The sequence below is a fragment of the Streptomyces sp. NPDC059788 genome (genome assembly GCF_042732265.1).
Taxonomy (GTDB): domain Bacteria; phylum Actinomycetota; class Actinomycetes; order Streptomycetales; family Streptomycetaceae; genus Streptomyces.
Map to the genome: position 1 here is coordinate 62,346 of NZ_JBHWHY010000042.1, position 25,062 is coordinate 87,407.

Here is a 25,062-nt window from a genome sequence, read left to right on the forward strand (position 1 = left end):
TCAGGCCGCCAGACCCTCAAGTTCGTAGCCGGCTTCGTCGACCGCCGTGCGCACGGCCGCCTCGTCGAGCGGCGCCTTGGAGGCAACGGTCACCAGGCCGGTGGCGGCGGACGCCTGCACCGAGTTCACGCCCGGGATCTCGGAAATCTCGGAGGAGACGGCGCCTTCGCAGTGACCACAGGTCATGCCGCTCACCTTGTACGTGGTGGTGACGTCGCCCACCTGGACGTCGGTGGCGCCCGAGTGGCAGGAGCCCTCGGGGGAGCAGCAGGAGCCGTTGGTCGGTTCGGCAGTCATGGGTCTCTCCTTGGTACGAGTGGTCACCGTGCGCGAAGTCTTCACCGACATGCGCGTGTGGCGTGGGACGTCGGGGAACCCGAGAGTCCCCGGCGCTTCCCGGTAATCACGACTTTATACCCCTGGGGGGTATGAATGCCAGGCGTGCGCCTTTCAACTCCGTTGCCGAGTGCCCCGGCGCGCGTCAGCCTTGAGGTGTGCCTCGGAGGTGGAGGCGAGGAGGCGGGAGCCATGGACGCGCTCTCCCTGTACTGGCTGCTGGCGCTCACCACCATGCCGCCCCTGGTGCCCAACTCCGCCCTGCTGGTGACCGCTGGAGTGCTCGCGTCCCGAGGGGCCTTGGAGCTCCCCGTCGTCCTGCTGGTCGTAGCCGGCAGCGCGACCCTCGGCGACCTGGCGATGCACCTGGTTGCGCGGCGCTTCGGCGGTCCCGTACGGTCCTGGATGCTCCGCCGGACATGGCGGCGGGCGCTCCTGGAGTGGGCCTCTTCGCAGATGGAGCGCCACGGCGTGCCGTTCGTTGCGACGGTGTGCTTTCTGCCGGGTGGGCGGATCGTGGGGGCGCTCGCGTCGGGTGTGGTGCGCTATCCGGTGCGCAGGTACCTCGCCGGAACCGGGATCGCCGAAGCGGTGTGGGCGGCGTACTCCGTCGGGCTCGGATACATCGGAAGCGTCGCGACGGAAGACACGCTGCACGCCATCGGTATCGGTGTGGGCGTCTCGGCCGTGATGGCCGCCGCGGGCGCGTCGGCGCAGTGGGCGGCGCGCCGGTGTGGCGCGCGCCGTGCGCTTCGGGACCTCGACAACAAAGAACGGGACGTCGGCGTGTCCGCCGTAAGCGGCGACGCGGGCGATCGTGTAGCGCCTGTCCAGCCTGGCGACGAACCTGCCGAAGTGCGAGCTCGGCCTGGCGGTGTCCGGAAGGGTGCGCCGGAAGAGATGCCTGGTCGGACGGCCCGTGAAGCGGGAACACGTTGCACCTTGTGGTAGAAAAGCGGCTTATGTCGCAGTCCGCAACGCTCGTATTGATCATGGCGATCGCCGTGGCCGCCCCGCTCCTCGCTTACGGCCTCGGCCGCTGGCTGCCCGTACCACTGGTCATCTTCGAGATCGTGCTGGGCATCCTGATCGGCCCGGACGTCCTGGGCTGGGCGCATTCCGGAGAGGTCATCAACGCTCTCTCCGACCTCGGACTGGCCACCTTGATGTTCATCGCCGGGTACGAGATCGAGTTCGCCAAGGTCCGCGGCGACACCCTCAAACGCGCCGGCTGCGCCTGGATCGTCGCGCTCGCCCTCGGCCTGGCCATCGCCTACGGGTTCGCCGCGGGCGACGTCACCAAGGCAATCGTCGTCGGCACCGCACTCACCAGTACGGCACTCGGTACCGTCCTGCCCGTACTGCGCGACTCCGGCGACCTGGGAACCCGCTTCGGCTCGGTGATGATGGCCACCGGCGCGGTCGGCGAGTTCGGACCCATCATCGCGATGGCGCTGCTGCTCAGCGGACGCGACCCCGGCGAATCGACCATCCTGCTCTTCGCCTTCGCCCTGCTGACCGCCGGCGCCGTCTACTGGGCCCTGAAGCCCAGCCCCATGTGGTTCTACCGGATCATCGCCCGCACCCTGCACAGCAGCAGCCAGTTCGCCATCCGGCTGTTCGTCCTGCTGCTCGCCGTCATGCTCGGTATCTCGCAGGTGTTCGGACTGGACATCCTGCTGGGCGCGTTCGCAGCCGGGATCATCATGCGGCTGGTGCTGCACGAGGCCGCGCCGGACAGCAGTCAGGAAATCCTCGGACGGCTGGAGGCGATGGGTTTTGGCTTCCTGGTGCCGCTGTTCTTCATCGTCACCGGCGTCGAGTTCGACTTGTCGTCCCTCTTCGAGAACGGCCGCTCGCTCCTGCTGCTCCCGCTCTTCCTCGTTCTCCTGCTGGTCGTACGCGGACTGCCGCTCGTCCTGCTCGCGCCCCGCGATCTGGGGCGCAAGGACCGCGCGGCGCTGATGCTGTACGGGTCGACAGCGCTGCCCCTGGTCGTGGCGATCACGACGATCGGCCAGGACAGCGGAGTCCTCGACGCCGGCGAGGCGGCCGCCATGGTGGGCGCGGGGATGATTTCCGTACTGGTCTTCCCGCTGGTGGCCATGCGGCTGCGGGCCGGGGCGGAAGGGCTGGCACCGCTACCGGAGGGGCCGCGGGAAGGCGCGTCGGAATCCTGGTGAGCCGTCCGCCGAGCTGCTCTTCTTCGGTTTCGCGGCAGCAGGTTGACGCTGGCCAAGGTCGAGGCCAAGGCCCCGGTGGGATATGCGACGTCCGGGCCGGTTACGCGCCGGAAGAAGCGGCAGAATCGGTGGCGGTGGCTGAATCGCGCAGTTTCCCGGCGTTGCGCGCTCCCGTGCCCCTCGTAGCGGCGCGAACATCCGCCACCTGTACTGGTTCGCCGGTGCGGCGGGAGCGGTCGCACGCCTCGGCGACGTAGAGCGCTTCCAGCGCCTCGGCAGGCGAACACGGACTCTCCGCACGGCCGGCGGCCACGTCCACGAAGGCGCTCAGTTCCGTGACGTACGCGTCGTGGAAGCGCTCCATGAAGGTCGTGTACGGGGCGGACTGCTGCCACGAGACGTGCGGCTCGGCGCTGGGCAGCGGGGCCCGGTCGTCGAGTCCGACGAAGCGCGCGCCCTTGGAGCCGCACACCTCCAGGCGGACGTCGTGGCCCGCGCCGTTGTAGCGGGTGGCGGTGACGGTGGCCAGCGTGTCGTCGTCGAAGCGCAGCAGGGCGGCGCAGGTGTCCACATCGTCGCCGTCGGAGAAGAAGGAGTCTCCGCGGTTGGCGCCCTGTGCGTATACGGAGACCACTTCGCGGCCGGTGAGCCAGCGCAGGATGTCGAAGTCGTGGATGCCGCAGTCGCGGAAGAGCCCGCCGGAAGTCGGGATGAAGGCGGCAGGCGGCGGCGACTGGTCGCTGGTGCACGCGCGAAGCGTGTGGAGCCAGCCGAGGTCTCCGGATCGCAGCGCTTCGCGGGCGGCCCGGTAGCCACGGTCGAAGCGTCGTTGAAACCCGATCTGTACGGGGACGGAGCAGGCTTCGGCGCGTTCCACGACGGCGACCGTGCCCGGGACGTCCAGTGCTACCGGCTTTTCGCAGAAGACCGGCACCTCGGCGTCCAGAGCTTGGTGGATCAGTTCGGCGTGCGCGCTCGTCGCGGCCGTGATCACGACGCCGTCCAGTCCGTTCGCGTACATCTGGGGGAGGGTTTCGGAGGCCTCGACGCCGAGGGTGTCCGCGAGTACGCGCGCACGGGCCGCGTCGACATCGGCGACGACGATGCTGTCCACGCCGGGCACGGACTTCAGGGTCTGGGCGTGGAACGCTCCGATGCGTCCGGTGCCGATGAGGCCGATCTTCATGTGCCAGCTCCCTGTCGACGGGGGGTCTTTGAGGGGCGCGGCGTGCGGAGCGTTCCGAGGCTGTTGCGATGGAACGCGAAGTTGGAGTCCGCCGACGCCGGTTGGGGTGCTCCCTGAGCGGCCTGCGGCGCGAATCCGGGTTCGGCGCTCCGGAGCTTCGCCGTAGCGTGCATGTCCTGACATCTGTATGTCAAGCCCTGGAAGTGGGGCGGCAAGTGCCTAGAGTGAGCGCGACGGGGGGCGAGTGACCGCCTGGAGGCGCGGCCGGGGCGAGTGTTGAAACGCGCTAACCGGCTCTCGCCAGGGGGCCGGCCGGGGGCCCGGTTCTCACGTCCCCGTAGATCGCGCCGTGGTGTCTTTCCCGGCGGCGATTTCGCGGTCGACGGCGCGCAGGAGGGTGAGCAGCATTCCGTTGAGGGGAGTGGGGATTCCGTGGCGTTCTCCGGCTCGTACCACGGCGCCCGTGATGTGTTCGTGCTCCATGGGGCGGCCGGCCAGGCGGTCGTAGAGCATCGATGAGCCGCCGTCCGGCGGGACCAGCGCGTACATCTCCAGTACGTGGTCGATGTCGGAATCACGGACGTTCGCGCCCTCGGCCCGCGCGACGACGGCAGCTTCGCCCAGGATGTCCCGGGTGAGGGTGGCCATGCCGGGGTCGGTGAAGATGCCCATGCGCTGCTGGAGGAGGGCGGTGAGGGGATTGGCTGCGAGGTTGGTGAGGAGCTTTTGCCAGGCGGTCGTCGTGAAGTCCTGGACGGGGACGACCTTGAGGCGGCCGGCGGTGAGGAGATCGGCGAGGCGGGCGGCCAAGGGGCCGTCGGGAACGTGGATCTCGTTGCCCGCGTAGTGCCGGACCTGGCCGGGGGCGGTGCACTCGGACGCCGCGTAGATAACCGCCGGCAAAATGTCCGTACATCCGGGGGTGTGCGGGGCCACGCGTTCGGCGTGGTCGATGCCGTTCTGAAGGGCGACGACGACCGTTCCCGGGCCGCAGAGGCGGCGCAGCCAGCCGGAGGCGCCGGCGGTGTCCTGGGCCTTGGTGGTCAGGAAGACCCAGTCCGCGGGCTCGGCCGTTTCCGGATCGACGGCGAAGCGTACGGGGGCGTCGATGATCTCGCCGTCCGTTTCGAGGGTGAGTCGGTCCAGCGGCGTGCGCAGGCACAGCGTGACGTCGTGCCCGGTCAGATGAGCCAGTGCCGCCACGAATCCGCCGATGGCGCCGCCGCCGATCACGGCGATGCGGTGGGGCGCGGGCGGTACGGGTATCGGTGGCATACGCCGAGCCTAGGTGCTCGCGCACCGGTTGCGGAGGCCCCGCGCACCGGCTGCGCGGGGCCTGGGAGGAACGGGATCAGTCCTTGTCGCGCCGTCCGCCGTGTCCGGGGCGTTGGGCGACCCAGGTCCGGATGGTGTCGGCGAACCAGTACGGTCTGCCGCTCTCGACCAGATCCGGTGGCGGCAGTAGCCCGTGCTTGCGGTAGGAGCGCACGGTGTCCGGCTGGACCCGAATGTGTGCGGCGATCTCCTTGTACGACCAGAGTCTGCGGTCGGTCATATGGCTTGCACCTCCCTCAGCCGCTCGCAGTGGCGGCCCGGGGGGCCGACGGAAGAACTGCGCGCGGTCTGGTGATCACTCAGCTTGTCCCCGGTGAACGACGCAGAGTGAGCAGGAGCGAGGGCCTGTTGATCGGCTGTGACGGAAGACCCGCGTAATGGTGACAGCTGTGACGAACGGGGCATCGCTGTCACGGGATGAAGAAGGGGTTGGAGGGTGGGGGTCTGTGATCTGCCATGGCGTGGCATGCCGCGTGGCGCCGTTCCCCTCCGTGGCTAGCCTTCCGTCGTCCGCGTGGCCGCCTTCCGCAGTTCGTGTTCCAGGTCCTCCAGGGCCATCCCTTTGGTTTCCGGGGCATAGCGCTTGCAGAAGAGCAGGGACAGTACGCACATCAGGCCGAAGACCCAGAACGTCACGCCGGCGCCGGCCGCGTCGAGAAGGACCGGGAAGAGCAGCGCCACCGTGAAGTTGACCAGCCACATCACGAACACCGCGGCGCCCATGGCGAGCCCGCGTACCTTCAGCGGGAACATCTCGGCGAGCAGCAACCAGACGCCGGTGTTCAAGGTCGCCTGCATGAATCCCATGTAGACGACCATCAGGGCCAGGACGAGGTAGCTGACGCCGGTGGACTTCGGGAGGTGGAAGGAGGCGCCGAGCAGAGCCAGTGAGATGGTCATTCCGGAAAGGCCCGTGATCAGCATCGGTCGTCGTCCGACCCTGTCGATCAGCGACATCCCGATTGCGGTGGCGATGACGGAGACGGCGCCGATGGCGATGGTGGCGGTGATCGCGGCGTTGGTGCCGAGCCCGGTGGACGCCAGGATCTTCGGCGCGAAATAGATGACCGTGTTGACGCCGGTGATTTGCTGGACGATCGCCAGTCCGACGCCGATGAGCAGGACGCGCCGCACCCAGGGAGTACGCAGTTCCTGCCAGGCGCCGCGCCGCGCGCCGGCTTCCAGGGCGCGCGCCTGGTCGATACGGCCCAGCTCCCCGTCGACCTCCTCCGGGGGCAGCGTGCGCCGCAGGACACGCGCGGCCTGCTCCGTACGGCCCTTGCTGATGTACCAGCGAGGTGTGTCGGGGAGGAAGAAGAGGCCGACGAACAGGGCAACGGCGGGCAGTGCGGCCAGGCCCAGCATCCAACGCCATGCTTCCCACTGGGCGAGAAGCGCGTTGATGAGGTACGCCAGCAGCTGACCGCTGACGATCATGAGGGAGTTGAAGGAGACCAGTCGGCCCCGGATGTGTGGTGGCGCGATCTCCGAGAGGTACAGCGGTGTGATCACCGAGGCGCTGCCCACCGCGAGACCGAGCGCGAAGCGCGCCACGACCATGAAGGCGACGGTGGGGGCGAGCGCCACGGCGAGGGCGCCGCCGATGAACACCGCGCCCGCCCACAGCAGCGAGTTGCGCCGCCCCAGGGCGTCCGACATCCGTCCGCCGGCCAGCGACCCGAATGCCGCGCCGATCAGCAGGGCGCTGGTGATGACGCCCTCGCCGAGTGAGGTGAGGCCGAAATGCGTCTCCATGTAGGGGAGCGCGCCGGAGACGACTCCGGTGTCGTAGCCGAAGAGGGCGCCGCCGAGGGCGGCGATGACAGAGATGCCGACGATGAAGCGTCTGGCGTTGCGGGAGACGGCGGAAGAAGGTACGGATGTACGGACATTTGTTGCTCCCGCCGGGGAGGAATCCGCGGGGTCGGCCCCATCCGTGGGCGCCGCTGGTCTGCTGGGCGCGGCCATCGTCATCGGCTCCAGTTCTTCGTGACGTACGCGTCGATCTGCTCGCGCATGAAGCGTGACGACTCCTCTGCGCGCTCCTCCCAGGCGAACACAGACGAGACGAGGGTGCCGTCGAACCCGTTGGCGGCCAGTGCGCGGAAGAGTTCGTCGAAGTCCACCTCGCCCTGCCCGATGTCCAGGTGCTGGTGGACGCGTACGGCCGAGCCGGGTGGGTTGACGATGTAGCGCAGGCCGGAGGACGCGGTGTGGTCGAAGGTGTCGGCCAGGTGCACCGCCGTGGTCAGTTTGCCGGCGCGTTCGAGGATGCCCGGGGCGTCGTTTCCCTGGTGGAAGGTGTGCGGCGCGCAGTAGAGGAAGGAGACCAGCGGGGAGTTGATGCCGCGGATCATGTCGACGGCGGCGTGCCCGTCCTCGATGAAGTCGTCCGGGTGCGGTTCGAGGGCGAGCGTGACGCCTTCCCGCTCGAAGATGGGCAGCAGTTCCTCCAGTGATCGCCAGAACTGACCCTCGCTGCGGTCGGCCCGCTCGGGACGGCCGTTGAACTCCGAGTTCATGGCGTCGACGCCGAGGTCGGTGGTGATCTGTATGGCGCGCTTCCAGTACCGGACGGCGGCCTGCCGCTCGTCCTCATCCGGGGAGGACCACTTGAACAAGGGGAGAGCGGAGGAGATGCCGACGCCCGCGGCCGTCAGTTCCCTGCGGAATTTGCGGACGGTGGCGTCGTCGATGCGCGGGTGCAGGAAGAACGGGTTGACGTCGTCGCGCGGCGACAGCTCGATCCACTCGTAGCCGAGCTCGGCGACCAGGGCGGGGAGTTCCAGCAGCGGTACGTGACGGAACATGTAGGGGTCGAGAGCGATCTTCATGAGGGGGAGACCTTTCGGGACCGGTCTGCGAGGAGGCACGGGAGTGCGGGGCGCGCGGAAAGGGGCGTGCCCGTGTGCGCGTAGGGGGCCGTGTGGGCCATGGGATTTGTGGGGGCTGTGAAGGTGTGACGGGAGGGGGACGGCTGTTAGCAGGGGTGGTGAGGGATTGCAGAGCTACGCGGCGTTACTCGGAATCGTTTCTGCAGAGAGGAGTGAGGCCGAGTCCGGGCCGACCCGCTCAGCCACACCCCGCACCGCCCCGGCCGAGGCGCGGCGCCCCGGCCGAAAAGCGGCCTCGCTGGCCCCGGCCCCGGACCCCGGCCCGAAGCCAGCCCTGGCCCCGGCCCCCGGCTCCAAATCCAGCCCCCGCCCCTCCCGCACCCCCCCGGCTTATCCCCTTCAGCGATAAAGCGCCGGCCGTTCGGCCAGTTCGACCTCGATGCGTTCGCCGGTGGCGGCCTGGGCGCGTACGCCCGCCTCGCACACCGCCGCTGCCGCGTAGCCGTCCCAGCAGCTCGGGCCCTCGACCTCGCCGCGCCGCGTAGCGTCCACCCAGCGCTGCACCTGCCGGTCGTACGCCTCCTCGAAGCGCTCCACGAAGCCCGGCGCGATCGAGCCGCCCCACTTGCCGGCCGCGTTGACGAACACGCCGTGGTCGTCGCCGATCCGGGCGGTGCCGCCCTCGCAGACCGCTTCGCAGCCGACCTGATAGCCGAAGCCGCAATTGACGAACAGTTCGTTGTCCACGACCTGACCGGCGGCGGTCTCGAAGAGGATGAGCTGCGGGTCGCTGAGCCCGTCGGGCGCGTAGCCGGTGGGGGTCGGGCGCAGTACGCGTACGGCCGTGATCTCCTCGTCCAGCAGCCAGCGCGTCACGTCGATCTCGTGGACGACCGAGTCGTGGATCATCATGGCGTTGGTGAAGCCGGGCGGTGTTCCGGCGTTGCGGTGTTTGTTGTGCAGCATCAGCGGGCGGCCGTACGCGCCCTGGTCGAGCAGTGATTTGAGCTTGAGGTAGTCGGCGTCGTACCGGCGCATGAAACCGACCTGTACCCGCCGGTGCCCCAGCTGCTGTTCGGCCTGGAGGACGCGCAGCGCGGAGGCCGGGTCGGGGGTGAGCGGTTTCTCGCAGAGCACCGGCAGATCGTGCGCGAACGCGGCGAGCAGCGCGTCTTCGTGGGCCGCGCCCGGTGAGGCGATCAGTACGGCGTCGACGCCCGGGTCCGCCATGGCGGCGGCCGGGTCCGTGTAGGGCGTACACCCCTCGACGCCGTCGGCGATGCGCTTCACCCGGTCCGCGTCGATGTCGGCGACCGCGGCCACCCGCGCGCCGCTGATGACGTGGTTGATGCGGCGCACATGGTCGGCGCCCATGCGGCCGGTGCCGATGACCGCCACGCCGAGCGTTGCGTGCTGGCTCATGACGTAGAACTCCTAGCTCCGTACGGTGGGGACTCAGGCGCCGCAGGAGCGCAGGAAACGGCGGGTGCGCCGGGCGATGGGCAGGGGCTGGTCGGCGGGGCAGGGGTACATGTCCTGCTCGACGATGGCGAAGAGGTCGATGTCCAAGTCCTGGGCGGCCTCCAGGACGGGCGGCAGCGCGGGGACGCCCAGCGGCGGTTCGCACATCACGCCCTGCCGGACCGCCGGCCCGAAGGGCGTGCCCTTGTCGACCACGTCCGCGAGGATGTCCGGGTCGACCTGCTTGAGGTGGAGGTAGCCGATCCGCTCGCCGTAGGTCTTGATGAGCTTGACGTTGTCGCCGCCGCAGTACGCGTAGTGCCCGGTGTCCAGGCACAGGTTGACCAGGGAGGAGTCGGTCCCGTCGAGGAAGCGCTCGACGTGTTCCTCGGTGTCGATGTGGGTGTCGGCGTGCGGGTGTACGACGATGTCGAGGCCGAACTCCTCCCGTACCTGCTTGCCCAGCCGCTCCATGCCGCTGTTCAGGTGGCGCCACTGTTCGGTGGTCAGTTCGCGCGGTTCCAGCTCCTCGGCGGTCTTGTCGTCGCGCCAGAAGGAGGGGATGACCACGAGGTGCTTGGCGTCCATGGCACGGGTGAGGGTGGCGACCTCGCTGACGTGCGCCCAGGTCTTGTCCCATACGCCCGGGCCGTGGTGCAGCGAGGTGAAGATCGTGCCGGCCGAGACCTTCAGGTCGCGCCGGGCGAGTTCCGCGTGGAGTACGGCGGGGTCGGTGGGTAGGTAGCCGTACGGGCCGAGTTCGATCCACTCGTACTGGGCCTCGGAGACCTCGTCCAGGAAACGCTTCCACGGGACCTGCTGCTCGTCGTCGGGGAACCAGACTCCCCAGGAATCGGGGGCCGATCCGATGCGCAGGCGGTCCAGAACGCGCGGGACGGCATGGGGAACGGACATGCTGCGGCTCTCCTCTCGCCGGTCGCCGGTGACCGGGAGGCGCGGGGCTGAGTTGTGGGGCACAGCCTCCATCCCGGTCAGGGGAGTGTCAAGACTTCGTCCTGACATAAGGACTTAAGGACTTGGGGGAGGTGGCGGCGTGTTCGGGTGGGGGTTTCTCGGCGGTGCGCCGTCGCTGCGTCGCTTCCGCCGTATCTGACGTCAGAATGTAAGGACAAAGTATTGACAGGGTCTCGGCCGCCCGGTTAGACCTGTGCTCAGTGACGAACCGGAGGGGCGCACATGACCGAGCCGCGGCAGGCCGCAGAGACGGGAACAGTCGGAGCACTCGGAGCTGCTGAAGCAGTGAGTGCAGCTGGAGCATCCGGAATGGCCGGAGGTATCGGCGGGACGCCCGGGACCGGTGGCGTGTATGGGACCGAATCGGCCGGCCATGCCGACCGAGCCCACCAGATCCGTGACCGCGACCCGTACGACCTGATCACCATGGGCCGCATCGGCGTCGACATCTACCCGCTGCAGACTGGCGTGCCGCTGTCCCAGGTCGAGACGTTCGGGAAGTTCCTCGGCGGGTCGGCCACCAATGTCGCGGTGGCCGCGGCCCGGCTGGGGCGGCGTACGGCGGTCATCAGCCGCACCGGTCGCGACCCCTTCGGCGACTACGTCCACCAGGCGCTGCGCGACTTCGGCGTGGACGACCGCTGGGTGACACCGGTGACGGAGTACCCGACGCCCGTCACCTTCTGCGAGATCTTTCCGCCGGACGACTTCCCGCTCTACTTCTACCGCCGCCCCAAGGCGCCCGATCTCGTCATCCATCCCGAGGAGCTGGACCGCGGCGCCGTACGGGCGGCCCGTATCTTCTGGATCACCGGTACCGGCCTGTGCGAGGAGCCCAGCCGTAGCGCCACCCTCGCCGCACTGGAGACGCGCGCCAAGGCGGGCGTCACCGTCTTCGACCTGGACTGGCGGCCGATGTTCTGGGGTGGCGAGGGCGGCGCGTCCGGCGACGGCGGTGTCACCGGTGCGGCGGCGCGGGATCGGGCCCGGCCGTACTACGAGGCCGCGCTCGCCCACGCGACCGTCGCGGTCGGCAACGTGGACGAGGCCGAAGTCGCCACCGGAGTACGCGATCCGAAGCGGTGCGCGCAGGCGCTGCTGGACATGGGCGTCGAACTGGCCGTCATCAAGCAGGGCCCCAAGGGCGTATTGGCCGTGCACCGTGACGGCCGTACCGCCGAGGTGCCGCCCACTCCCGTAGAGGTCGTCAACGGCCTGGGCGCCGGTGACTCTTTCGGGGGCGCGCTCTGCCACGGGCTGCTGTCCGGGTGGGAGCTGGAGCCGATGATGCGGTACGCCAACGCGGCCGGCGCGATCGTCGCGTCCCGGCTGGCCTGTTCGTCCGCCATGCCGACGCGGGACGAGGTCGAGGAGTTCCTCGGCGCTCGCTGAGTGCCGGCCGGGGCCCGGTTGTCACCGGCCGGCCGGTACCGGTCGTCATACGGGCACCCCGCCGCCCGCCCCCACCGAACCCCGTCCTTCCCAGAAGGTGAGAACCGCCTTGAGCACTCGGATCTCCGACATCGTGACGCTGCGGGCCCGGCACCCGAAAGCCGTCGCGGAGGCCGCGGCGCGCCGTGTCCGCCGCCCCCTCATCGGCGACAGCGGCCGGCTGATGATCATCGCGGCGGACCATCCGGCGCGTGGCGCGCTCGCCGTCGGCGATCGCAAGCTGGCCATGGCCAACCGCCTCGACCTGCTGGAACGCCTGCGCCTCGCGCTGTCCCGCCCGGGCGTGGACGGCGTGCTCGCCACCGCCGACATCCTGGAGGACCTGCTCCTGCTCGGTGCCCTCGAAGGCAAGGTGGTCATGGGGTCCATGAACCGTGGCGGTATCGCGGGTGCCTCTTTCGAGATGGACGATCGTTTCACCGGCCACCGCCCACAGGACATCGCCCGGCTGCGTTTCGACGCCGGGAAGCTGCTGCTGCGTATCGACTACGACGACCCCGGCTCGCTGGCCACACTGGAGTCCACGGCCCGCGCCATCGACGCCATGGCCGAGCGGGAACTGCCCACTTTCGTCGAACCGTTCCTCTCCCGCCGCGTGGACGGCAAGGTGTGCAACGACCTGAGCGCGGAGGCCGTCACGAAATCCGTGGCCATCGCCTCAGGCCTGGGCGGCACCTCCGCGTACACCTGGCTGAAGCTGCCGGTCACCGACGACCCTGACGACATGGCGCAGGTCTGCGAGACGTCGACGCTGCCGACCGTGCTGCTCGGTGGCGACATCAAGGGCACCGCCGAGGAACAGGCGGCGGCGTACGAGAAGTGGCGCAAGGCGCTGCGGCTGCCGACCGTGCAAGGGCTGGTGGTCGGGCGGTCGCTGCTCTATCCGGCCGACGGGGACGTGACGACGGCCGTGGACACCGCCGTGTCGCTGCTCCAGCGGTAACTGTCAGTGGCGAGGAGGAGACTTGCAGCCATGAGCACCGAGTTTCACATCAGGGCCCAGGACAGCGGGGCCGACGGACCGTACGTGCTGGACATCGACCCGGACAGGGCGGGCTGGGGCCATTCGTCCCTGCGCGTCCTCCAACTGCCGCCCGGCGGACGACATACGTTCACCACCGGTGACAGCGAGTGGATCGTGCTGCCCCTGAACGGCGGCTGTACGGTCACGACCGGCGACGCCGAACCGGACCAGGGCGCCGGACCGGCTCAGGACCCCGAACTGGGCCAGCGGTTTCAACTGACCGGTCGAAAAGACGTGTTCAGCGGCGTCACGGACTTCGCCTACGTACCGCGCGACGCCGAAGTGGAGATCAGCAGCGCCGCGGGCGGCCGGTTCGCGCTGACCGGGGCCCGTTGTTCCCGTCGGCTGCCCGCGCGTTACGGGCCGGCGAGCGGCGTGCCCGTGGAGCTGCGCGGTACGGGCAACTGCTCGCGCCAGGTCAACAACTTCGGCGCGGCCGGCGTCTTCGAATGCGACAAGCTCATCGCCGTCGAGGTGCTCACCCCCGGCGGCAACTGGTCCTCGTACCCGCCCCATAAGCACGACGAGTGCCGACCGGGCGAGGAGAGCGAGCTGGAAGAGATCTACTACTTCGAGATCGCCCCCGCCCAAGCCCCCACTTCCGGGCACACCCCCGATCCCGCCCCCACCGGACTCGGCTACCAGCGCGTCACCCCCTCCGGCAACGGACGCGGCACGGACGTCCTCGCCGAGGTCCGCAGCGGCGACGCCGTGCTGATCCCCGACGGCTGGCACGGCCCGTCCATCGCCGCTCCCGGCCACGACATGTACTACCTCAACGTGATGGCCGGACCGGGCGACGAGCGCGCCTGGCTGATCTGCGACCACCCCGACCACGGCTGGATCCGCGACACCTGGCCCGGTCAGCCCGTCGACCCCCGCCTGCCCCTCTACGACGCCCCAGCGGGAGACCCACGATGACCACTCGACGTCTCACGGTGGCGCAGGCCCTGGTCACCTTCCTCGCCCACCAGTACACGGAGCGGGACGCCGCCCCCGCTTCCGGCGGCCGGGGCGGCGCGCCCACCCGGCATCGCCTCGTCAACGCCTGCTGGGGCATCTTCGGACACGGCAACGTGGCGGGCATCGGACAGGCCCTCCTGGAGGCGGGCCCGGAGGTGATGCCCTACCTCCAGGGCCGTAACGAGCAGGCCATGGTGCACGCCGCGGTCGGCTACGCCAGGCAGCGCGACCGCCTGTCCGCGCACGCCGTCACGACGTCCATCGGCCCCGGCGCCACCAACCTCGTCACCGGCGCGGCCCTCGCCACGGTCAACCGCCTCCCGGTGCTGCTGCTGCCCGGCGACATCTTCGCGACCCGCCCCGCCGACCCCGTGCTCCAGCAGCTCGAAGTCCCGTACGCCGGCGATGTGTCGGTCAACGACGCCCTGCGCCCCGTCTCCCGCTACTTCGACCGCGTCACCCGCCCCGAGGCGCTGATCCCGGCCGCCCTCCAGGCGATGCGGGTGCTCGCCGACCCCGTGGAGACCGGCGCCGTCACGCTCGCGTTGCCGCAGGATGTGCAGGCCGAGGCGTATGACTGGCCCGAGGAGTTCTTCGCCGACCGCGTGTGGCGGGTGCCGCGTCCGGCTCCCGACGCCGCCGCGCTGGCCGAGGCCGTACGGGCGGTACGGGCCGCCGAGCGGCCGTTGATCATCGCGGGCGGCGGCGTCCACCACAGCGAGGCCGAGGACGCCCTGCGCGCCTTCGCCGACACGACCGGCATCCCCGTCGCCTCCACCCAGGCGGGCAAGGGCTCCCTGCGCCACGACCATCCGGCGGACGTGGGCGGCATCGGCCACACCGGAACCGCCACCGCCGACGCGCTGGCCGCCCGCGCCGATCTCGTCATCGGAGTCGGCACCCGCTACACGGACTTCACCACCGCCTCCGCCACCCTGTTCGCCGCCCCCGGCGTCCGCTTCGTCAACCTGAACATCGCTTCCTTCGACGCCCACAAGCTCGCCGCGACCTCCCTGGTCGCCGACGCCCGCGCCGGCCTCGAAGCGCTCACCGAAACCCTGTCGGGGTATCGCGTCGCGCAGGCGTACGAGGACGAGTACGGCGCGGCGAAGGCCCGCTGGGAAGCCCTCGTCGACGCCGCCTACGCCACGCCCGACGCCTCCGTACGCCCCTCGCAGACCCAGGTCCTCGGCGCGCTCGACGCCACCGTCGGCGAACACGACGTGATCATCAACGCCGCCGGTTCGCTCCCCGGTGACCTGCACAAACTGTGGCGGGCCCGGTCCCGCCGCCAGTACCACCTGGAATACGGCTACTCCTGCATGGGCTACGAGATCCCCGCCGCCATCGGGGTCCGGCTGGCGGCGCCCGACCGGCCCGTATGGGCGCTGGTCGGCGACGGTACGTATTTGATGCTGCCCACCGAGATCGTCACCGCGGTCCAGGAAGGCATCAACATCAACATCGTGCTGGTCCAGAACCACGGCTACGCCTCCATCGGCGGCCTGTCCGAGCAGACCGGCGGCGAGCGCTTCGGCACCGCCTACCGCTACCGCGCCGCCGACGGCTCCTATACGGGCGGCCCGCTGCCCGTGGACCTCGCCGCCAACGCCGCGTCCCTGGGGATGCACGTCATCCGCGCCGCGACCGCCGGCGAACTGCGCGCCGCGCTCGCCGCGGCCCGTGCCGACGAGCGCCCCACATGTGTCTATGTCGAGACCGCAACGGCCGACACTGTGCCGGGCGCGCCCGGCGCCCAAGCCTGGTGGGATGTCCCTGTGGCCGAGACCGCGACGCGTCCGGCGGCGGTCGAGGCCCGTAAGGACTACGACCGGCACGTCGCGGCACGCCGCCGCCACCTCTGAACCACCTCCTCCGACCGCCCCCCACCGACCGCCCCTCCGACACACGGCATCCGCTCCCCGCCGTCCCCCAGAAAGGCCTCCGAATGAAGACCATCAACCACTGGATCGGCGGCAAGCCCGTCGAGGGCGCGTCCGGCTCCTTCGGCCCGGTTTACAACCCCGCGACCGGCGCCCAGGAGAAGCAGGTCGCCTTCGCCTCCGTGGACGAGGTGGACGCGGCCGTCGCCGCGGCCAAGGAGGCGTTCCGCAGCTGGGGCACCAGCTCGCTGGCGAAGCGTACGGCCGTACTGTTCGCCTACCGCGAGCTGATCGACGCGCACCGCGAGGAACTGGCCGCGCTGATCACCGCCGAGCACGGCAAGGTGCACAGCGACGCGCTGGGCGAGGTCGCCCGCGGCCTGGAGATCGTCGAGCTGGCCTGCGGCATTCCGCAGCAGCTCAAGGGCGAGCTGTCCACCCAGGTCTCCACGCGGGTGGACGTGGCCGCGATCCGTCAGTCCCTCGGAGTCGTCGCGGGCATCACGCCGTTCAACTTCCCGGCGATGGTGCCGATGTGGATGTTCCCGCTGGCCGTCGCCTGCGGCAACACCTTCGTCCTCAAGCCCAGCGAGAAGGTGCCCTCCGCGGCCCTGAAGCTGGCCGAGCTGGCCGCCGAGGCGGGCCTGCCGGACGGCGTGCTGAACATCGTCAACGGTGACAAGGTCGCGGTGGACCGCATCCTGGAGCACCCGGACATCGCCGCCGTCTCCTTCGTCGGCTCCACCCCCATCGCCCGCTACATCCACACCACGGGCACGGCCAACGGCAAGCGTGTCCAGGCCCTCGGCGGTGCCAAGAACCACATGCTGGTCCTGCCGGACGCCGACCTCGACCTGGCCGCGGACTCCGCGATCAACGCCGCGTACGGTTCGGCGGGCGAGCGCTGCATGGCGATCTCCGTCGTGGTGGCCGTCGGCGACACCGCCGACCCGCTGATCGAGAAGATCAAGGAGCGGGCCGCCGCGCTGACCATCGGCCCCGGCAGCGACCCGACCTCCGAGATGGGCCCGCTCATCACCAAGGCCCACCGCGACAAGGTCGCTTCGTACGTGACCGGCGCCGCCGCCCAGGGCGCGGACGTCGTGATCGACGGTACGGGCTTCACGGTCGCCGGCCACGAGGACGGCCACTGGATCGGTATCTCGCTGCTCGACAAGGTCACGCCCGAGATGGACGCGTACCGCGACGAGATCTTCGGCCCGGTGCTGTCGGTCGTCCGCGTGGACACCTACGACGAGGCGATCTCCCTGATGAACTCCTCGCCGTGGGGCAACGGCACCGCCATCTTCACCCGGGACGGCGGCGCGGCCCGCCGCTTCCAGCTGGAGGTCGAGGCCGGCATGGTCGGCGTGAACGTGCCGATCCCGGTGCCGGTCGGCTACCACTCCTTCGGCGGCTGGAAGGACTCCCTCTTCGGGGACCACCACATCTACGGCAACGACGGCGTGCACTTCTACACCCGCGGCAAGGTCGTCACCACCCGCTGGCCCGACCCGTCCGACGGCGGCATCAACCTGGGCTTCCCCAGCAACCACTGACGGCAGAGCCGCCCGCGGGCCGGAACAAAAGCCCGCGGGCGGCCGCCGCAGCCGGCGCGTGCGGCCGGGCCCGCAACCGGGGCGTGCGGCCGGCCTGCCGGAGGCACGGCGAGGTCTCCGGCGCCCCACCGTTCGCCCACGGCGCGCAAGTCTCGCCGTAATACCCGGGAACCGTTCCGGCCGAATGGCGCATGATGCTGCGTATGAATGACGAACCAAACCCCACCGGTGCCGTGGAGATACGGCGCGCCGCGGCGGGCGCCCCATGACGCGAGCCCCGGTCATCCGCCACGCGGTGCGTACGGACCTGGCGGAGGTCGTCGCGCTGGCCGCGGAGCACGCCACGTACGAGCGGTCCGCGCCACCCGCCGCCGACCTGGAGAACCGGCTCGCGGACGCGCTCTTCGGACCGCGCCCGCCGTGGCTGCGCTGCCTGGTCGCCGAACTGTACGGCGGCGAACTCGCCGGGTACGCCACCTGCTCGACGGCCTTCGACACCTGGCAGGGCCGCGCATACCTGCATCTGGACTGCCTCTACCTGCGCGCCGAGCACCGCGGTCTGGGGCTGGGCGCCCTGCTGGTCGAGGCGGTCATCGCGGAGGGCAAGGCCCTGGGCGTGGCGGAAATGCAGTGGAACACGCCGGACTGGAACGCCGGAGCGATTCGTTTCTACGACCGGTTCGGCGCGACCCGCAAGGACAAGAAACGTTTCACGCTGGCGCTGGAAACGAGCGGCGGAAACTGAGGGACGGTGGTGCCCGGCCCTCCCCGGGACGGGCACCAGCCAGACGACGCCGGCTGGACGAGCCGGTACCGGCCGACGGCCGTCATCCGCGACGACGGCCGGCCGTCACCTTTTGACGCAGACAGCAGACAGATAGGCCTCGGCGTTGGCCGCCGTCATCAGCCAGTCGTGGTAGTCGGCGGGATCGGCGTAGCCGTTGACGAAGCGGTGCGCCACGGCGGGGTGTTCGGCGGCGGCGGCCAGCAGGCGCTGTACGTGCTGGGGCAGCGGTTCCAGCATCAGGTTGGTGAACTCCGTGACCTGCCGGGCGTGGCGCCAGAACGCGGCGAACGCCGTGTGCATCCACTCGGGGTCGAAGGGCGCGTCCCCGCGCTCCAGTATCGCGGCCAGATAGGCGGCCGCGCCGCGGGCCGCGGTGTTCGAGCCCTGGCCGGTGATCGGGTCGTTGGTGACGACCGTGTCCGCCATGCCCAGTACGTACGTGTCCGGCGCGACCTCGGCGACCGGGTGCCGGACGATGGGGGTGACCGCCCCGTACAGCGTCGCGCCCGCGTCCGTGGGGACGGCGTCCTTGCACAGCTCGTACTCACCCGGCGCGTGCGTGCGCAGCAGCGCCATGGCGCGGGCCACGCAGTCGGCCGGCGAGGGGTCGTCGTGCCAGCAGTCGAACGGCCCGCCCGGCAACGCCTCGAACAGGATGATGCCGCAGGGCCCGCCCGTCGTCAGCGCGGGCAGTACGAACACCTCGCCGGCCCCGGCCACCGCGTTGATCCGCGTCTGCGACTCCGGATGGCCGGGCGGCGCCGCGACGCCGTGCACGTACATGCAGGCGAGGATGCGCTGCGGGCGGTCGAAGGGGCAGAACAGCGGGTTGCGGGCGAAGATCCGGGTGAGGTCGCCGCGGCCGGTCGCCACGACGGTCAGGTCGTGTTCGGCGGCGAGTGTGGGCAGCGTGGCGCGCGAAACGGGCCCGTAGCGGACGCGGCCGCCCCTGGCCTCGTACAGGCTGAGCCAGCCGGCCATCTTCACCCGCTGGTCGACGCTGTGCGGCGGCTCGTCGAACGGCGCGGTGAAGGTCAGCGCGGACTTGCCGGGCGGGTCCCACACCGTCATCCGCAGTTCGCTCGCGGCGGGCGCGGTCGCGTCCCAGAGATTGAGCCCGGCGGCCCGCTCCAGGCGCCGCGCCGGGCCGAACATGAGCTGCGTCGACATCACCCGGCCGGCGCGCACCTCCTGCGCCCTGCGGTCGGTGACCAGTGTGACGTCGTAGTCCGCGGCCAATAGGGCCAGGGCGAGATGCAGCCCCGCCTGCCCCGCGCCGACGATGGCGATCCTGCGCATTGCCGCCTCCCCTGGGCCGACCCGGCCCGCCCCACATCGTCTTTTGTAGCGGCGGGGTTGTGCGGTGTACAGAGGGCCCCGGGGCGCACGGGCGCGTTGCGCGTACTGCAGGCGCGGTACGCGCGGCGGCGGTCGTACTGCCGCGGGAGGTGCGCGGGTTCGCCCCGGCGGCTCGGTGGTCCGCCGCGCGACGTCCTTAGGATTCACCGTATGACTTTCCGACTCCGCGGACGGCGGCTGTACGCGACGGCGGCCGTGCTGGCCGTGCTCGCCGGGTCCGGTACGTGGGCGGCCGTCGCCGCGGACGGCCCGCCCGCCGTGCACCGGGAGGACCGCGCGTTCACCATGCCCGAGAGTTCCGGTGGCGCCGACGGGGGTGCGGACGGCCGTAAGAGCGGCGACGGTCGCGCGGACGGCGGCTCCGCCCGGGACACCTCGGCGGCCGGCCAGGGCAAGGTCCGTATCGACACCTCCTTCTTCACCGCGGGCGGAACCGGCCGCCGCCCCGCCGTCCTCCTGGGGCACGGTTTCGGCGGCAGCAAGGACTCCGTACGCACGCAGGCCGAGGAGCTGGCGCGCGACGGCTACGCCGTGCTGACCTGGTCGGCGCGCGGTTTCGGCAAGTCGACGGGGAAGATCGGGCTCAACGACCCGGACCGGGAAGTGGCCGACGTCCGGCGGCTGATCGACTGGCTGGCCGAACGCCCCGAGGTGCGGCTCGACGGCGCGGGCGATCCGCGGGTCGGCGTGGCCGGAGGCTCTTACGGGGGCGCGATCGCGCTGCTGGCGGCCGGGTACGACAAGCGGGTCGACGCGATCGCCCCGCAGATCACGTACTGGAACCTGGCCGACGCGCTGTTCCCCAACGGCGTCTTCAAGAAGCTGTGGGCCGGCATGTTCTTCTCCACGGGCTCGGTCGGCGCGCTGGACGCGGCGGCCGGTTCCGGGGGCGGAGGGACCGGAGCGGGGGCCGGTGGTGGCACCGGCGGCAGTGACACCAACCGTGGTGGCACCGGGAACACCGGCGGCGATGGCGCGGGGGCGGGGACCGACGGCGGCAGCGGGAAGTCCGCCACCGGGACCGCGCCCCGGGACGTCACCGACGGCTGCGGCCGGTTCGAACAGCAGCTCTGCGCGATGTACGAACGGGTCGCCGTCGCCGGCAAGCCCGATGCCGCCGCCCGCGAACTCCTCGAAGCCCGCAGCCCCTCCGCCGTCGCGGACCGGATCAAGGTCCCGACGCTCCTCATGCAGGGCAGAACCGATTCACTGTTCCCGCTCGGCCAGGCCGACGCGACGTACCGGGCGCTGCGCAAGAACGGCGCGCCCGTCTCCGTCGACTGGCTCGCCGGCGGCCACGACGGCGGCGACCGCGAGACCAGCCGTCTCACCGGCCGTACGAAGGCGTGGTTCGACCGCTACCTCAAGGGCGAGAAGAACACCGACACCGGGCCCGCCTTCCGGGTCAGCCGCGGCGGTGCCGTCGACTCCACCAACGGCGCGGCCCGGCTGCGCGGCGCGAGCGGTGACGCGTACCCCGGCCTGGACAACGACCCGCGCCCGGTCCGCCTGGCCGGCCGCGAACAGCGCTTCGGCAACCCGGCCGGGGCGAGCCCGCCGTCCATCTCCACGGTGCCCGGCGTCGGCGCCCTCAACAGCCTCTCCGGCGTCGGAGCCGGACTCTCCCTCGACTCCCCGGGCCAGTACGCCCGTTTCGAGTCGCGGCCGCTCGGCGAGCCGCTGCGCGTCACCGGCGCGCCGACCGCCCGCGTACGCATCGGTGCCACGAGCGACGACGCGGTGATCTTCGCCAAGGTGTACGACATCGGGCCCAACGGCAGCAGCCGGCCGGTGCTGCCCGCCGGACTCGCCGAGCCGTATCGCATCACGGGCGCCAAGAACGGCAGGAGCGTCGACCTGCGGATGCCCGCCATCGACCACGAGTTCGCGGCCGGCCACCGGCTGCGCCTGGTGCTCTCCTCGACGGACCTCGCCTACGCCTCGCCCGCCGAGCCCGCCACGTACACCGCCTCGCTCGAAGGCGACGGCGTCCTGAGCGTCCCGACGGCGCCCGGCGTCAAGAGCGCCGCGGCCCCGCTGCCCGTGTGGACCTGGGCACTGCCCGCCGCGGGCGCGGTCGTGGCCGTACTCCTCCTGCTCGTCGGCCGGCGCCGCGCAGCGGCGGGCGCGCCCGACCCGGACCTGGCGGACGTACCGCTGCGGATCATCGGCCTGAGCAAGCGGTACGCCGGGGCCGCCGACCGGTACGCCGTACGGGACCTCTCCTTCCGCGTCGAGAAGGGCCAGGTGCTCGGTCTGCTCGGCCCGAACGGCGCGGGCAAGACCACCACCCTGCGGATGCTCATGGGCCTGATCGGGCCGGACGCCGGTGAGATCCGCGTCTTCGGGCACGCGATCCGGCCCGGCGCGCCGGTGCTGTCGCGGGTCGGCGCGTTCGTCGAGGGCGCCGGTTTCCTCCCGCACCTGTCCGGGCGCGCCAACCTCGATCTGTACTGGCGGGCCACCGGCCGCCCGGCCGAGGACGCGCACATCGACGAGGCCCTGGAGATCGCCGGGCTCGGCGACGCGCTGCAGCGCGCCGTACGCACCTACTCCCAGGGAATGCGGCAGCGCCTGGCCATCGCGCAGGCCATGCTGGGCCTGCCGGACCTGCTCATCCTGGACGAGCCGACCAACGGACTCGACCCGCCGCAGATCCGCGAGATGCGGGACGTGATGACCCGGTACGCGGCCGGCGGCCGCACCGTGATCGTCTCCAGTCATCTGCTGGCCGAGGTGGAACAGACCTGTACGCATCTGGTCGTGATGGACCGCGGCCGGCTCGTCCAGGCGGGACCGGTCGCCGACATCGTCGGCACCGGCGACACCCTGCTCGTCGGCGTCGAGGGCGGCGAGCCGCTGTCCGACGTCCTGCTGGAGAAGGTGGCCGCGCTGCCCGGGGTGGCCACCGCCGTCCGGGCCGACGAGGGCCTGCTCGTCTCGCTGGACGGCACCACGAGCACCCCGCGGCTGCTGCCCGAACTGCTGCGGCTGGAGATCCCGGTGGCCCGCATCGGCCCCCACCGGCGCCTTGAGGACGCCTTCCTCACCATGATCGGAGGTGACCGGTGACCCCCGTCACCGAACCCGGCACCGGCGGGCGGCCCGCGCTCCCCGGCGGGCGCGCCGGCGCGTCCGTACCCGGCGCGCCGCACGCCCCCGGCTACCGTGCGCACCGCACGCTTCCGCTGCGCGTGGAGGCGCTGCGCCAGCTCAAGCGGCGCCGCACGTTGGTCGTCGGCGCGATCCTCGCGGTGCTGCCGTTCGTCCTGATCGCGGCCTTCGCGATCGGCGGCGATCCCGGCGGCCGCAGCAACCGGATCACCCTGATGGACACCGCCACCGCCTCCGGCGCCAACTTCACCGCGACCGTCCTGTTCGTCTCGGCGGGATTCCTGCTGGTCGTGCCGGTGGCGCTGTTCTGCGGCGACACGATCGCCTCGGAGGCGAGCTGGTCCTCGCTGCGCTATCTGCTGGCGGCGCCCGTCCCGCGCGCCCGGCTGCTTCTCAGCAAGCTCACCGTCGCCCTGTTGTTCAGCGCGGCGGCGATGGTGCTGCTGCCGCTGGTCGCGCTCGGCGCCGGGGCGGTCGCGTACGGCTGGGGGCCGCTCCAACTGCCCACCGGCGGCGCGCTGCCCGCGGGCGATGCGCTGCCCCGCCTCTCGCTCGCCGTCGCGTACATCTTCGTCAGCCAGCTGGTCACGGCGGCGCTCGCCTTCTGGCTGTCGACGGTGACGGACGCGCCGCTGGGCGCGGTCGGCGGCGCGGTCGGCCTGACCATCGTCGGCAATGTGCTGGACCAGGTCACGGCCCTGGAGCAGTGGCGCGACTTCCTTCCGGCGCACTGGCAGTTCGCGTGGGCCGACGCCCTGCAGCCGCAGCTGGACGCCACCGGGATGATCCAGGGGGCGGCTGTTTCGGTGGCGTACGCGCTGGTGCTGTTCGCGTTGGCGTTCCGGGGGTTCGGGAGGAAGGACATCGTGTCGTAGGGGAGCGGGGGAGTGCGGGGCGCTGGGCCGAACGAGTGGTGTGCGGCGGTGCCGCGCAACCATGGGGCGGCCCCGGGTGTCTCAGTGGGTGAAGACCGGCAATGCGCACATAGAACAGAAGTCGGAAGTCGAGGACATCTCATGCTCCGTCACGCTTCGCGCACCACCGCCATCGCCGCCGCGACCGCCGTCGCCCTCGGCCTCACCCTGACCGCCGCGTCCGCCGCCCCGGCAACCGCCGCCGCGCCGGACACCGCCGTACAGCAGCAGTCCCGGACGGACACCCGCGCCGACCGGGCCGACCGTACCGACCCGAACGGCCGCTACACGGCCGAGGAGATCCGCCGCTTCCTGGCCTCCTTCTACGGGAAGCACGGCCCGAGCGCCTGGCAGCGCGAGCACCAGGTCTCCGCCGAACTCAAGAAGAAGGCCGCCGAGACACCCGACCGCGACGTGCTGCTGTGCGCCCAGAACACGCCGCGCGACATCTCCGTCGGCAAGGTCACCACCGCGCAGTCCGCACGGGTCGGCTGGGCGACGATCACCACGCACTGGAGCGGCAACCGCACGGAGCGGTTCACCGCGTACGTGGACCTGGACGCGTCCCGGCCCATCGAACTGCTGGACGTCGCCTGCTCGATGTAGGGAGCCGGGCTACTCCGCGGGCCCCTGCATATGCGCGCTGACCCACTGCATCGTGCCTTCCCCGAGGCCCTTCACATAGGTGTCGGCGCCGTGCATCCCGCCGGCCACCATCTGCAGCCGCGTCTTCACCGGGCCGCGCCCGTACCGCGCGACGAACTTCTTGACCTTCGGCACGATCGTCGACTCCTTGGTCCCGTCCTGGAAGGCGAGGTAGACGTCCGGACCACCCTTGTTGATCAGGCGTTGCGCCAGGACCTCCGGGTTGTTCTCCCGCTCCTCCTTCGCGTGCCCGCGCCACAGCGGCGAGTCGGGCACGATGTCGGGACCGCTCGGTATCGCGGCCTTGAAGGTCTGGGGGTGCTGCAGAACGTTCTTCAGCGCGGCGAACCCGCCGGACGAGGAGCCCATGATCGCCCAGCCGTCCCGGCCCTTGAGCGTACGGAAGTTCTGCCGGACGAAGTCGGGGACGTCCTCGTTCAGCCAGGTGCCCATCTTCGGCTGGCCGGGGATGTCGCTGGCGTCGTAGTACTGCTTGGCGTTGGGATTGAGCACCGGCATCACGACGATGAACGGCAGGCTCTTGCCCTCCTTCGACCACTGCGCCAGCTTCTCCTCCAGCTTCAGGTCGCCGCCGATCCAGTAGTTGACGGGGTAGCCCTCGGCGCCCGGCAGCGCCATCAGGACGGGGAAGCCCTTGTCGGCGTTCTCCTTCTCGTAGTACTCCGGCGGCGCCCACACCCACACCTTTCCGGTGAACCCGGATTTCGGGCCGTGGTAGGTGGCCACGCCGATGGGGGTGCCGTTGCCGGCGCCGCCGACCTTGCGCTGCTCCTTGAAGCTGATGGGGTTGGTCGGCATCTGCGCGAGCGACCCCGTGCCCGGCCGCGTGGCGCCGTGCGAACCGGACCCCTTCGCGTCACCGAAGCGCACCGGGCCGTCGTCGGAGCCGCCCGATCCGCCCGAGCCGCAGCCGGCGGTGGCGGCGAGGGCTGCCAGGGTGGTCGCCACGACCACCGGGGTGAGCAGGGTTTTGCGCACGGGACCTTCTCCTTGTCGAGCGGGCCGGGGACGTCCGGCCGGTCAGCAAGAGG

General features: G+C 71.0%; 21 protein-coding genes. 11 read left to right on the forward strand and 10 right to left on the reverse strand.

Annotated features, from left to right (window positions below):
* The gene (locus tag ACFV57_RS31340; protein WP_385239124.1) at positions 1-297 is read right to left on the reverse strand and encodes a heavy-metal-associated domain-containing protein; all 297 of its coding nucleotides are present in this window, start codon (positions 295-297) and stop codon (positions 1-3) included.
* Positions 298-528: 231 nt separating this feature from the next.
* Between ACFV57_RS31340 and ACFV57_RS31345 the strand changes: the two genes are divergently transcribed.
* Together ACFV57_RS31345 and ACFV57_RS31350 are read left to right on the forward strand one after the other, a co-directional pair.
* Positions 529-1,287, forward strand: coding sequence for a DedA family protein (locus ACFV57_RS31345; RefSeq protein WP_385239126.1), 759 nt, complete (start codon positions 529-531; stop codon positions 1,285-1,287).
* 11 nt (positions 1,288-1,298) lie between these two features.
* Positions 1,299-2,519 carry a cation:proton antiporter gene (locus tag ACFV57_RS31350; protein WP_385239128.1) on the forward strand — a complete coding sequence of 407 codons (1,221 nt, stop codon included), beginning with the start codon at positions 1,299-1,301 and terminating at the stop codon, positions 2,517-2,519.
* A 100-nt stretch (positions 2,520-2,619) separates the two neighbouring features.
* Here ACFV57_RS31350 and ACFV57_RS31355 read toward each other — a convergent pair whose 3' ends face one another.
* The 7 genes from ACFV57_RS31355 to ACFV57_RS31385 form a co-directional block, all read right to left on the reverse strand.
* Positions 2,620-3,705: a Gfo/Idh/MocA family oxidoreductase gene (locus tag ACFV57_RS31355; RefSeq protein ID WP_385239130.1), complete on the reverse strand. Its 1,086-nt coding sequence runs from the start codon at positions 3,703-3,705 to the stop codon at positions 2,620-2,622.
* Positions 3,706-4,032: 327 nt separating this feature from the next.
* On the reverse strand, positions 4,033-4,980 hold the full coding sequence (locus tag ACFV57_RS31360) for a 2-dehydropantoate 2-reductase (RefSeq protein WP_385239132.1): 948 nt from the start codon (positions 4,978-4,980) through the stop codon (positions 4,033-4,035).
* 76 nt (positions 4,981-5,056) lie between these two features.
* Positions 5,057-5,260: a helix-turn-helix transcriptional regulator gene (locus ACFV57_RS31365; protein ID WP_385239134.1), complete on the reverse strand. Its 204-nt coding sequence runs from the start codon at positions 5,258-5,260 to the stop codon at positions 5,057-5,059.
* 275 nt (positions 5,261-5,535) lie between these two features.
* A complete protein-coding gene (locus ACFV57_RS31370) occupies positions 5,536-7,014 on the reverse strand; it encodes a sugar porter family MFS transporter (protein ID WP_385239136.1) in 1,479 nt (492 codons plus the stop codon).
* Positions 7,011-7,874: a sugar phosphate isomerase/epimerase family protein gene (locus tag ACFV57_RS31375; protein ID WP_385239138.1), complete on the reverse strand. Its 864-nt coding sequence runs from the start codon at positions 7,872-7,874 to the stop codon at positions 7,011-7,013. Before ACFV57_RS31375 ends, ACFV57_RS31370 begins: the two co-directional genes overlap by 4 nt.
* 399 nt (positions 7,875-8,273) lie before the next feature.
* Entirely contained in the window at positions 8,274-9,296 is a 1,023-nt protein-coding gene (locus ACFV57_RS31380) for a Gfo/Idh/MocA family protein (RefSeq protein WP_385239140.1), read from the reverse strand.
* 33 nt (positions 9,297-9,329) lie between these two features.
* The gene (locus ACFV57_RS31385; protein ID WP_385239142.1) at positions 9,330-10,250 is read right to left on the reverse strand and encodes a sugar phosphate isomerase/epimerase family protein; all 921 of its coding nucleotides are present in this window, start codon (positions 10,248-10,250) and stop codon (positions 9,330-9,332) included.
* A 453-nt stretch (positions 10,251-10,703) separates the two neighbouring features.
* Here ACFV57_RS31385 and iolC point away from each other — a divergent pair, with 453 nt between their 5' ends.
* From iolC to ACFV57_RS31415, 6 genes are all read left to right on the forward strand, one after another.
* Complete coding sequence (gene iolC / locus ACFV57_RS31390) at positions 10,704-11,702, forward strand: 5-dehydro-2-deoxygluconokinase (RefSeq protein WP_385239181.1); 999 nt, start codon at positions 10,704-10,706, stop codon at positions 11,700-11,702.
* Between the two features lie 109 nt (positions 11,703-11,811).
* The gene (locus ACFV57_RS31395; protein WP_385239144.1) at positions 11,812-12,705 is read left to right on the forward strand and encodes a deoxyribose-phosphate aldolase; all 894 of its coding nucleotides are present in this window, start codon (positions 11,812-11,814) and stop codon (positions 12,703-12,705) included.
* A 30-nt stretch (positions 12,706-12,735) separates the two neighbouring features.
* Complete coding sequence (gene iolB / locus ACFV57_RS31400) at positions 12,736-13,707, forward strand: 5-deoxy-glucuronate isomerase (protein ID WP_385239146.1); 972 nt, start codon at positions 12,736-12,738, stop codon at positions 13,705-13,707.
* On the forward strand, positions 13,704-15,614 hold the full coding sequence (iolD, locus tag ACFV57_RS31405; RefSeq protein WP_385239148.1) for a 3D-(3,5/4)-trihydroxycyclohexane-1,2-dione acylhydrolase (decyclizing): 1,911 nt from the start codon (positions 13,704-13,706) through the stop codon (positions 15,612-15,614). Before iolB ends, iolD begins: the two co-directional genes overlap by 4 nt.
* Positions 15,615-15,697: 83 nt before the next feature.
* Positions 15,698-17,191 carry a CoA-acylating methylmalonate-semialdehyde dehydrogenase gene (locus ACFV57_RS31410; RefSeq protein WP_385239150.1) on the forward strand — a complete coding sequence of 498 codons (1,494 nt, stop codon included), beginning with the start codon at positions 15,698-15,700 and terminating at the stop codon, positions 17,189-17,191.
* 265 nt (positions 17,192-17,456) lie between these two features.
* Positions 17,457-17,936, forward strand: a complete 480-nt coding sequence (locus ACFV57_RS31415; protein WP_385239152.1) for a GNAT family N-acetyltransferase — start codon at positions 17,457-17,459, stop codon at positions 17,934-17,936.
* Between the two features lie 105 nt (positions 17,937-18,041).
* Here ACFV57_RS31415 and ACFV57_RS31420 read toward each other — a convergent pair whose 3' ends face one another.
* The gene (locus ACFV57_RS31420) at positions 18,042-19,277 is read right to left on the reverse strand and encodes a styrene monooxygenase/indole monooxygenase family protein (protein ID WP_385239154.1); all 1,236 of its coding nucleotides are present in this window, start codon (positions 19,275-19,277) and stop codon (positions 18,042-18,044) included.
* A gap of 210 nt (positions 19,278-19,487) precedes the next feature.
* Here ACFV57_RS31420 and ACFV57_RS31425 point away from each other — a divergent pair, with 210 nt between their 5' ends.
* The 3 genes from ACFV57_RS31425 (at position 19,488) to ACFV57_RS31435 (ending at position 23,971) form a co-directional block, all read left to right on the forward strand.
* Positions 19,488-22,409: an alpha/beta fold hydrolase gene (locus ACFV57_RS31425; RefSeq protein ID WP_385239156.1), complete on the forward strand. Its 2,922-nt coding sequence runs from the start codon at positions 19,488-19,490 to the stop codon at positions 22,407-22,409.
* A 116-nt stretch (positions 22,410-22,525) separates the two neighbouring features.
* Positions 22,526-23,326 carry an ABC transporter permease gene (locus tag ACFV57_RS31430; RefSeq protein WP_385239183.1) on the forward strand — a complete coding sequence of 267 codons (801 nt, stop codon included), beginning with the start codon at positions 22,526-22,528 and terminating at the stop codon, positions 23,324-23,326.
* 141 nt (positions 23,327-23,467) lie between these two features.
* Positions 23,468-23,971 (forward strand): hypothetical protein, encoded by a 504-nt coding sequence (locus ACFV57_RS31435; protein WP_385239158.1) that lies wholly within the window; start codon positions 23,468-23,470, stop codon positions 23,969-23,971.
* Positions 23,972-23,980: 9 nt separating this feature from the next.
* On the opposite strand, the gene ACFV57_RS31440 is transcribed toward ACFV57_RS31435, so the two are convergent.
* Entirely contained in the window at positions 23,981-25,009 is a 1,029-nt protein-coding gene (locus tag ACFV57_RS31440) for an alpha/beta hydrolase (RefSeq protein WP_385239160.1), read from the reverse strand.
* Between the last annotated feature and the right edge of the window lie 53 nt (positions 25,010-25,062).

Coding starts and splice junctions, on each gene's coding strand:
- ACFV57_RS31340 (WP_385239124.1), bottom strand. CDS start 297: ATGACTGCCGAACCGACCAACGGCTCCTGCTGCTCCCCCGAGGGCTCC.
- ACFV57_RS31345 (WP_385239126.1), top strand. CDS start 529: ATGGACGCGCTCTCCCTGTACTGGCTGCTGGCGCTCACCACCATGCCG.
- ACFV57_RS31350 (WP_385239128.1), top strand. CDS start 1,299: ATGTCGCAGTCCGCAACGCTCGTATTGATCATGGCGATCGCCGTGGCC.
- ACFV57_RS31355 (WP_385239130.1), bottom strand. CDS start 3,705: ATGAAGATCGGCCTCATCGGCACCGGACGCATCGGAGCGTTCCACGCC.
- ACFV57_RS31360 (WP_385239132.1), bottom strand. CDS start 4,980: ATGCCACCGATACCCGTACCGCCCGCGCCCCACCGCATCGCCGTGATC.
- ACFV57_RS31365 (WP_385239134.1), bottom strand. CDS start 5,260: ATGACCGACCGCAGACTCTGGTCGTACAAGGAGATCGCCGCACACATT.
- ACFV57_RS31370 (WP_385239136.1), bottom strand. CDS start 7,014: ATGACGATGGCCGCGCCCAGCAGACCAGCGGCGCCCACGGATGGGGCC.
- ACFV57_RS31375 (WP_385239138.1), bottom strand. CDS start 7,874: ATGAAGATCGCTCTCGACCCCTACATGTTCCGTCACGTACCGCTGCTG.
- ACFV57_RS31380 (WP_385239140.1), bottom strand. CDS start 9,296: ATGAGCCAGCACGCAACGCTCGGCGTGGCGGTCATCGGCACCGGCCGC.
- ACFV57_RS31385 (WP_385239142.1), bottom strand. CDS start 10,250: ATGTCCGTTCCCCATGCCGTCCCGCGCGTTCTGGACCGCCTGCGCATC.
- iolB (WP_385239146.1), top strand. CDS start 12,736: ATGAGCACCGAGTTTCACATCAGGGCCCAGGACAGCGGGGCCGACGGA.
- iolD (WP_385239148.1), top strand. CDS start 13,704: ATGACCACTCGACGTCTCACGGTGGCGCAGGCCCTGGTCACCTTCCTC.
- ACFV57_RS31410 (WP_385239150.1), top strand. CDS start 15,698: ATGAAGACCATCAACCACTGGATCGGCGGCAAGCCCGTCGAGGGCGCG.
- ACFV57_RS31415 (WP_385239152.1), top strand. CDS start 17,457: ATGACGCGAGCCCCGGTCATCCGCCACGCGGTGCGTACGGACCTGGCG.
- ACFV57_RS31420 (WP_385239154.1), bottom strand. CDS start 19,277: ATGCGCAGGATCGCCATCGTCGGCGCGGGGCAGGCGGGGCTGCATCTC.
- ACFV57_RS31425 (WP_385239156.1), top strand. CDS start 19,488: ATGACTTTCCGACTCCGCGGACGGCGGCTGTACGCGACGGCGGCCGTG.
- ACFV57_RS31435 (WP_385239158.1), top strand. CDS start 23,468: ATGCTCCGTCACGCTTCGCGCACCACCGCCATCGCCGCCGCGACCGCC.